This window comes from Bradyrhizobium sacchari (assembly GCF_002068095.1).
GTDB classification, from domain to species: Bacteria; Pseudomonadota; Alphaproteobacteria; order Rhizobiales; family Xanthobacteraceae; genus Bradyrhizobium; species Bradyrhizobium sacchari.
On sequence record NZ_LWIG01000026.1, the window covers coordinates 83455 to 90886 of the forward strand.

The 7432-nt window shown below is 64.8% G+C and carries 10 protein-coding genes and 1 pseudogene; 5 read left to right on the forward strand and 6 right to left on the reverse strand.

Annotation, left to right across the window (positions count from 1 at the left end):
• Positions 1 to 524 (forward strand): annotated as a pseudogene (locus A5906_RS44945) (hypothetical protein); the annotation flags it as partial.
• A 413-nt stretch (positions 525 to 937) separates the two neighbouring features.
• On the forward strand, positions 938 to 1171 hold the full coding sequence (locus A5906_RS24360) for a DUF6894 family protein (RefSeq protein WP_080137818.1): 234 nt from the start codon (positions 938 to 940) through the stop codon (positions 1169 to 1171).
• Positions 1172 to 1261: 90 nt separating this feature from the next.
• On the opposite strand, the gene A5906_RS24365 is transcribed toward A5906_RS24360, so the two are convergent.
• Positions 1262 to 2047 (reverse strand): SDR family NAD(P)-dependent oxidoreductase, encoded by a 786-nt coding sequence (locus A5906_RS24365; protein WP_080137819.1) that lies wholly within the window; start codon positions 2045 to 2047, stop codon positions 1262 to 1264.
• Positions 2048 to 2177: 130 nt separating this feature from the next.
• On the opposite strand from A5906_RS24365, the gene A5906_RS24370 reads away from it, so the two are divergent.
• Together A5906_RS24370 and A5906_RS24375 are read left to right on the forward strand one after the other, a co-directional pair.
• The gene (locus tag A5906_RS24370) at positions 2178 to 2570 is read left to right on the forward strand and encodes a hypothetical protein (protein ID WP_080137820.1); all 393 of its coding nucleotides are present in this window, start codon (positions 2178 to 2180) and stop codon (positions 2568 to 2570) included.
• A gap of 308 nt (positions 2571 to 2878) precedes the next feature.
• The gene (locus A5906_RS24375) at positions 2879 to 3127 is read left to right on the forward strand and encodes a hypothetical protein (RefSeq protein ID WP_080137821.1); all 249 of its coding nucleotides are present in this window, start codon (positions 2879 to 2881) and stop codon (positions 3125 to 3127) included.
• Between the two features lie 18 nt (positions 3128 to 3145).
• On the opposite strand, the gene A5906_RS24380 is transcribed toward A5906_RS24375, so the two are convergent.
• The 4 genes from A5906_RS24380 to minC all read right to left on the reverse strand — a co-directional run bounded on the left by A5906_RS24380 (position 3146) and on the right by minC (position 5323).
• Positions 3146 to 3331, reverse strand: a complete 186-nt coding sequence (locus A5906_RS24380) for a hypothetical protein (protein WP_080137822.1) — start codon at positions 3329 to 3331, stop codon at positions 3146 to 3148.
• A gap of 178 nt (positions 3332 to 3509) precedes the next feature.
• Positions 3510 to 3791, reverse strand: a complete 282-nt coding sequence (minE, locus tag A5906_RS24385) for a cell division topological specificity factor MinE (protein ID WP_080137823.1) — start codon at positions 3789 to 3791, stop codon at positions 3510 to 3512.
• On the reverse strand, positions 3788 to 4603 hold the full coding sequence (minD, locus tag A5906_RS24390) for a septum site-determining protein MinD (protein ID WP_018644673.1): 816 nt from the start codon (positions 4601 to 4603) through the stop codon (positions 3788 to 3790). Before minD ends, minE begins: the two co-directional genes overlap by 4 nt.
• A 21-nt stretch (positions 4604 to 4624) precedes the next feature.
• Positions 4625 to 5323, reverse strand: a complete 699-nt coding sequence (minC, locus tag A5906_RS24395; protein WP_080137824.1) for a septum site-determining protein MinC — start codon at positions 5321 to 5323, stop codon at positions 4625 to 4627.
• Positions 5324 to 5683: 360 nt separating this feature from the next.
• Between minC and panB the strand changes: the two genes are divergently transcribed.
• Entirely contained in the window at positions 5684 to 6505 is an 822-nt protein-coding gene (gene panB / locus A5906_RS24400; protein WP_080138249.1) for a 3-methyl-2-oxobutanoate hydroxymethyltransferase, read from the forward strand.
• 25 nt (positions 6506 to 6530) lie between these two features.
• Here panB and A5906_RS24405 read toward each other — a convergent pair.
• A partial coding sequence (locus A5906_RS24405) for an ABC transporter substrate-binding protein (RefSeq protein ID WP_245326883.1) occupies positions 6531 to 7432 on the reverse strand: 902 nt, incomplete at its 5' end.

Genomic DNA, 7432 nt, shown 5'->3' on the forward strand with positions numbered 1-7432 from the left:
CAACGGATCAACCGGTCGATCAGACTGCAGCGCAAGCTGCGGCCGATCAACCTGCGAGTCCGCCTGCAGCCCAGGTCGCAGCGGCAGCGCCCGCGGCAGCACAGACCGAGGCAACGCAGTCGGTACAATCGATGACGCGAGATCTCGCGGCGATGGCGCAGCAGATCGAAACACTCAAGGCGAGCATCGCCGAGCTGAAGGCCGGTCAGGAGCAGATGGCACGCGAGATGGCGAAGCCGCCTGCACCGAAGCCGGTCGTCGAAGCAAAGCCGCCCGTCGATCCGCGCGCACGCGTGTCCGCGCTGCCGCCGCGAGCACCAGTGCCGACGCCGCCGCCGGTTCGCAAGCCGAAGCCGGTCGTGTCGCACACCTACATGCCGGCCTATTCGCCCGCGCCGATCGCACCGCCGCCGCCAACATCGCAAGCTGCCGCGGTCCCGCCACCGGCTCCGCCGGTCGCCACAACGCAAGCGGTTGCTGATGACGACGGGCCGGTCGTGCGTCCGCCGATGCCGCTGCGCTAAAATCGCATCGCGCCTGCGAGCAACAACGTCACGAACGCTGTCCGAGTCGATGTGACGCGTTGAGACCGGGTGACTACGGGAAACGATGTCAGAATCGTTTCCGTCAAAGAGAAAAGGCCGTCGGGATTTATGCCGACGACCTTCTCTTGCAACTGCCGGTTCCCGGAGCCCGGTTCTATTGCGATTCCATGCCTTATGATCGCGCCAACATATTTAACAAAATCTTACCGAGATCGCGTGCTGCACATCATTTCTGCGCCATAGGCACAGAGATTGTGCGGCTTGTTCATTCGATAATGATCGACTCAGTGGTACCATCCGAGACGTATCGGGACTTCCGTTGAAGAGTTGTTTTCAGGACTTGTAACTGAGACTTCAACTGCGACTTGGGTCGTCACACCGGGGGACTACGGATGCCTTACTACTCCTTCGATCTTGTGGTTGGTGAAGAGTTCAAGAACCAGGGCGGAATCATCCTCGAGGACATCGAGGTTGCCTCCGATCGCGCCGATCAGCTCGCTTGCGAGCTGTCGCAGGTGAAGCCGGAGCTGCAGCAGAAGGGCTGCGCGGTGCGGGTCACCGATCGCGATCACAACGAGGTCTATCGCACCCCGCTCGATCCCGTGCCGGCCTGGCAGCGAGCATAGCGTTTTCGAGCGAAGTGGACGCCGGTTCGCCTCAAGAAAACGGGTCAAACGGAGAACCGAAAGCGCCGCGTCGATTCATCGGAACGGGGCCTACTCTTCAAGCACCGGCGCCTCGAACCAGTTCGTCAGCGACAATCCGCCGTCGACGACGAAGGCCGCGCCGGTGACGTAACCTGCGAGCTTGTTCGACAGCACGCTCAGCGCCATCGGCGCGAGATCCTTGGCCTCGCCGAGGCGCCCGAGCGGAATGTGTCTCGCCAGCGACGCATCCGCAACGAACCCGCCCGCTGCGATTGCACCCGGCACCAGCGCGTTGACGCGGATGTTGTGCCGCCCGAAGGTCTTCGCCAGCTCCTTCACCAGCATCGCCATGCCCGCCTTCGCGGTCGAGTAATGCGGCAGGTTGCGCGGCGTGCCCGCATGCAGCGAGGTGAGGAACAGGAACGAGCCGGGTCGCTTCGCCGTGATCAGCCGCGTTGCGATCTCGCGCGCCAGATGAAAGCCGGCATCGAGATTGACGGCGTGCATCTCCTGCCAGGTCCTGTGATCAACCGCGAGCGCGTGATCGGCCTCACGCCGCGGCGGCGAAGCGCTGTGCACGAAATGCGTCACCTGTCCCAGCGCAGCATGAGAGGCGGCAAGCAATGCGTCGCAGGCGTCGAGCCTTGCGAGATCGCCGACCCAGGGCACCGCCAGTTCAGGCCCCGCGCTCGCGCTGATCGCGGCACTCACCCGTTCCGCGCTGATATCGGCAAACACGGTTCGGACGCCCTCTCCGACCAGGGCCTGCGCGATCGCGCGGCCGATGCCGTTGCCCGCGCCGGTGACGAGCGCCGTGTCGGTTGCGGGATCGAACGGCGCGCTGAACAGGCTCATGTCGCTCTCCGGGGTCCTTTGCCGCCAATCTAGCGCGCCGCAACGCGGCGCGACAATTGCGCCCCGGCACCATTGCGGAGCGGCGCGCCGGACGCTAGCCTCCCCAAAAAATCGAGGAGGAGACCCAAGGATGCGCTATGGTTTTCTGATGACGGGGCTTTTGCTGCTGGCCGCGCCGGCACAGGCGGGCGAGGCGCGGCCGCGCGCGACCTATGTGACCATGGTCTTGCAGGCTTTCGCCGCCAAGGTCGAATGTCCGGGCACCGATCTCGTCTATCAGGACCTCGTGCAGAGAGCGCAGCAGATGCAGCTGCCCGACGGCACCACCGAGAGGGTACGTAAGGCGATCGCCTGGATGCACACCGGCGGCAAGATGGGCGAGAAGCAGGACGACGATCTGATGGCCGAGGTCGCGGTCGCGACGCAGGCCACCGACATGGACCAGCGCCGCCTCGGCATGCCCGGCTGGTGCGAAGTCCAGAAGACCAATCTCGCCGGCCTGATCCGTAGCAAGGGCGGCTAACCGGAGCGGGAAGACACCCGGGCCTCGCAGTGAACCTCGGGGCGGGGTCATCGGCTGGCTGCGCGCCTGCGCTCGGCGCAACGCGATTGCCATCGAGCAAGCCCGGCCGTGAGGCGCCCACGTGAAGCGTGGTGCGGCGGAACCGCCGCGCCAAGGCGTTTTCGGGCGAAGCATGCCGGTTCGGGTTAAGAAAACGCGTCAAAACAAGAATCCAGAACCCCTTCCGATTCCATCGGAACGGGGAAGGCTCTGGCAAATAATCGTCACAATCATCGCCAGCATGCGGCCTCCTCGAACAGGAGAACCGCATGCGGATTGCCTATCTTATTTTCGCCGGAGCTCTCGTGGCCGGCTCCGCGCTGACCGTCCCGGCGCTGGCGAAGAATTCCGATACCCGGAAGACCGAGGACAAATCGACCTCGACATCCTGCAGCGCCTATCAGCAGGCGCCGGACGGAACGTGGGAACAGCTCCCCTGCAAGGAAACCGGCGAACGCGGGCAGCCGCAGACGCAACACCGCGCCCCGGCGCAGGGGCCGGATCGCGAGGAGCGCTGAGCGCTGTCGTTCCCGCGGTCAGCTCTGGTGCGGCCCGCGGATGATCTTCATGGCGTTCTCGATGTGGCGCCATTCCGTGGCCTCATCGGCCTCGCCGCGGTCCTCGCAGGCCTTGGCCTGCTCCGCGGCCTTCGCAATCGCAGCAAAACCGTGCCGTTCGAGCATCTGCCGTGCAATGGTATGGACCTGGATCTCGGATATCATGGACGCTCTCCCGTTTGACGAATGACGGGCTGGCTCGATCGCCCCCGCGCATGTCCTCAAACGACGGAGTCCCGGGCCCCGTTCCGTCCATTCCGGCGCACATGACAAAGGCGGCCCGCCATGCCCGGCGGACCGCCTTCTCACCCACCCCAAGATTGGGAGTCTTCGGCCGCGTCCCCTACGCGACCGCCACTTTCTTGCGCTCGATGTCGTTGGGCACCTCGATGTCGACCTCCAGGGTCGACACCTCGTCGCCGCGCTCGAGCCGGACGATGACTTTGGTCGGGTCCAGCGTCACATGCTTGGACACCACGGCCAGAATCTCCTCGCGCAGCACGCCTAGCAGATCAGGCTGGCCGCGCATTCCGCGTTCATGGGCAAGCAGGATCTGCAGCCGTTCGCGCGCGACCGGTGCAGTGGCTTTGTTCCCACGGAGAAGTCGAAGCAGACCCATGCTCATGCAGCCCTCCGTCGCAGCAGACGATCCATTAGACCTCTGCGCTCGGCAGGAACATGCATCGTCACGTTCTCGCCGCAGAGGCGCTTGGCCGCGTCCATATAGGCCCGGGCCGGCGCTCCATCCGCGTTCGACAGCGTCACCGGCGTGCCGACGTTGGAGGCCTTCAACACGTCCTGGCTCTCGGGAATGATTCCGAGCAAGGGCGTTGCCAGGATTTCGAGGATGTCGTCGATGGTCAGCATCTCGCCGCGCGCGGCGCGCGAGGGATCGTAGCGGGTGATGAGGATGTGCTTCTCGACCCGCTCGCCCTTCTCGGCCCGCACGGTCTTGGAATCGAGCATGCCGATGATGCGGTCGGAGTCGCGCACCGAGGACACTTCCGGATTGGTGACGATCACGGCTTCATCCGCAAATCGCATCGCCATGGAGGCGCCGCGCTCGATGCCGGCCGGGCTGTCGCAGATCACCCAGTCGAAACGGCTGCGCAGGTCGGCGATGACCTTGCCGACGCCCTCCTCCGTCAGCGCGTCCTTGTCGCGGGTTTGCGAAGCCGGCAGCAGCCAGAGATTCTCCAGCCGCTTGTCCTTGATCAGCGCCTGCGGCAGCTTGGCGACGCCCTGCACCACGTTGATGAGGTCGAACACGACGCGGCGTTCGGCGCCCATGACGAGGTCGAGGTTGCGCAGGCCGACGTCGAAATCGACCACGACGACCTTGTCGCCGCGCTGCGCCAGCGCAGCCCCCAGCGCGGCAGTCGTCGTCGTCTTGCCGACGCCCCCCTTGCCTGATGTCACGACCAGTACCTTACTCATCTGAAATCTCTCCTTTGCTGGTCAGTTCAGTGCTGTAATTCGCATGGTATTCCCCTGCAGCCAGGCCTGCGCCGGCTTGCCGCGCAGGGCGGCGTCGATGTCGTCCGCAGTCTGGTAAAACCCATCGATTGCAAGCAGTTCGGCCTCGATCTTCTGGCAATAGATGCGCGCGCTGGTGTGACCGTTCACGCCGGCCATGGCGCGGCCGCGCAGCGCGCCGTAGATGTGGATGGAGCCGCCGGCGACGACCTCAGCACCGGATCCGACCGAGCCGAGAATGGTCACGTCGCCTTCGGGGAAGATCACGGTCTGGCCCGAGCGCACGGGGGCCTCGAGCAGCAGCGAGGTCGGCTTGGCCTCAACCTTCGCCTCCGGCTTCTTCGGCGCATTCGGCTCGACCACGCAGCTGCGCCCGCCCGAGAGCAGCGGCGGCATCATGGGGGTCAGCCGTCCCTCGTCCACGCCCTCGATGCCGAGCACGCGGATGTTGCGGTCCTGAAGGCTGGTGAGCAGATGGCCGATGCCGGCCTGGCTGAGATCGACCGAGGACAGGTCGATCACCACGGGCCGGCCGGCAAAGAAGCCCGGCGACCGCGCGATGGTGGCGTCGATCTCCTGGAGCCAGTCCTGGATCGGAACCGTCGGCACGAACACAAAGGCCACATAGGAGCGCCCGCGCAGGCGCACCATTTGACGTTGGACTTTCGCTGCAGCCTCCATGGCGGCCGACTCGTTCCCTGTTATTGAATGGTTAACGATGCGGCGGATATGGTTAACGGCCGGTTAATTTCCCCGTGGGTTACCTGAAGGGCGGCGAGCCGCGGGCTCGGCTTTAGTGTCCCGGACGCGCTACAAGCCTCTCAGCGTTGCTGCGCAGAGCCGGGACCCAGAAGGCGGCGCTGGAATACGCGGAGAGATGGGCCCGGCTCTGCAGCGCACCGTCGAAGGGACGCTGCACTGCGTCCGGGGCGCGGGAGCGGCGTGAGCCGCCCCCGCCCGCATCCTCATTGTGATCGCAGGCCAGATTGACACCGTCGCACCATCTGGCTTCGATCCGCCTCCCCGCGAATGGAGCCGAGCATGTCAGTTCAGTCCGCCATCAGACGCAAGACCGCGCCGGACATCCGTGCACGCAAGCGAGGCGAACCGATCGTCATGCTGACGTCCTATCACGCGCACACGGCCGCGCTGGTGGATCGACATTGCGACGTCATTCTGGTCGGCGATTCCCTTGGCAACGTGATGCACGGATTCGAGACGACGGTGCCCGTCACGCTCGACATGATGATCCTTCAGGGCGCCGCGGTGATGCGCGGTTCGAAGCAGGCGCTGGTCGTCGTCGACATGCCCTTCGGCTCGTATGAAGCCTCCAGAGAGCAGGCCTTCAACTCCGCGGTGCGGATCATGAAGGAGACGCAATGCGGCGCGGTGAAGCTCGAAGGCGGCATCCGCATGACGGAGACGATCGCGTTCCTGTCCGGGCGCGGCATCCCGGTGATGGGCCACATTGGTCTGACGCCGCAATCCATCAACACCCTCGGCTCGTTCCGTGCGCAGGGGCGCAGCGAAACGGATTGGGGGCCGATCGAGGACGATGCGAAAGCCGTCGCCGATGCCGGGGCATTCTCGGTCGTCGTCGAGGCCGTGGCTGAACCGCTGGCGCGCAAGATTACGGAGACAATCGCCATTCCCACCATCGGCATCGGCGCGAGCGCTGCCTGCGACGGCCAGGTGCTCGTGCTCGAGGACATGCTGGGGCTGTCGCCGCGAACTCCGAAATTCGTCCGGCGCTACGGCGATCTCGGTCCGGCGATCGAAGCGGCCATCGAGGGGTACGCAGCCGACGTGCGGTCGCGGGCCTTTCCCGGGCCCGAACACGTCTACGACATGAAGAAAGGCTGACGACGCGAGGGTGCAGTCACGCCTTCTATTTCTTCACCTTGCTCGCATCCATCTTGATGCCCGGATCCAGCATCTTCGTCGTGAACGCGGTGGTCACGTCGAACGGCTTCTCCATGCCGAGATACGTCTGGACCAGCTCATAGTCCTTCTTCATCCGCTCGCCGTCGATCCAGCCGAGACCCTTGGTGGTGGTGAACTCGTCCGTCATCAGGAACTTGATTCGCTCCCACTGCCGCTCTTGGTTCTCCTTGTCGAGGCCGGAGACCTGGTCGAGCAGCGCCTTCAGGCATGGCGTGACGTCGGCAACGCAGGCCGCGAAGGCCTTCTGCGTGACGCGAACGAAATCCTCGACGACCTTCGGGTTCTTCTGCAGGTAGGCGCCGTTGACGATCAGCGAGTTGCCGTAAGGATTGAGCCCGATGTCCTTCCAGTTGACGTAGCCGAGGTCCTGGCCGAACTCGATCACCTTGAGATCATGCTCGTTGTAGAAGTCGCTGATGATGTCGACGGTATGGCTCTTCAGCGCCGCAATCTTCGCGGTCGGCCCGACATTGACGAAGCCGACGGCATCGGGCGAAAGGCCTGCGGCCTTGGCGAAGGCCGGCCACATCACGCGCGAGGCGTCGCCGGGCGGATTGCCGATCTTGTGGCCGGCAAAGTCCTTCACCCCGTTCACGCCATAGCTCTTCAGCCAGTAGAAGGTCTGCCCGGTATTGGCATAGACGCTCATCACCGCGACGGTGTCGGCGCCCTTGCTCTTGGCCACCAGCATGGTGGCGAGATCGGCGACGCCGAACGGCGAGCCGCCGGAGCCGACCTTGGCGGCGGAGACGCCGGAGCCCTTGCCGGTCTCGATGGTGAGGTCGATACCCGCCTTCTCGTACCAGCCCTGCGCCTTGGCGTAATAATAGGGCGAGTGATCGGCGG

What these genes read in the sequence shown, in the direction of transcription:
- A5906_RS24370 (WP_080137820.1), top strand. Translation starts at nt 2,178, where the DNA reads ATGCGCTATGGTTTTCTGATGACGGGGCTTTTGCTGCTGGCCGCGCCG.
- A5906_RS24365 (WP_080137819.1), bottom strand. Translation starts at nt 2,047, where the DNA reads ATGAGCCTGTTCAGCGCGCCGTTCGATCCCGCAACCGACACGGCGCTC.
- A5906_RS24360 (WP_080137818.1), top strand. Translation starts at nt 938, where the DNA reads ATGCCTTACTACTCCTTCGATCTTGTGGTTGGTGAAGAGTTCAAGAAC.
- A5906_RS24380 (WP_080137822.1), bottom strand. Translation starts at nt 3,331, where the DNA reads ATGATATCCGAGATCCAGGTCCATACCATTGCACGGCAGATGCTCGAA.
- minE (WP_080137823.1), bottom strand. Translation starts at nt 3,791, where the DNA reads ATGAGCATGGGTCTGCTTCGACTTCTCCGTGGGAACAAAGCCACTGCA.
- A5906_RS24375 (WP_080137821.1), top strand. Translation starts at nt 2,879, where the DNA reads ATGCGGATTGCCTATCTTATTTTCGCCGGAGCTCTCGTGGCCGGCTCC.
- minC (WP_080137824.1), bottom strand. Translation starts at nt 5,323, where the DNA reads ATGGAGGCTGCAGCGAAAGTCCAACGTCAAATGGTGCGCCTGCGCGGG.
- minD (WP_018644673.1), bottom strand. Translation starts at nt 4,603, where the DNA reads ATGAGTAAGGTACTGGTCGTGACATCAGGCAAGGGGGGCGTCGGCAAG.
- panB (WP_080138249.1), top strand. Translation starts at nt 5,684, where the DNA reads ATGTCAGTTCAGTCCGCCATCAGACGCAAGACCGCGCCGGACATCCGT.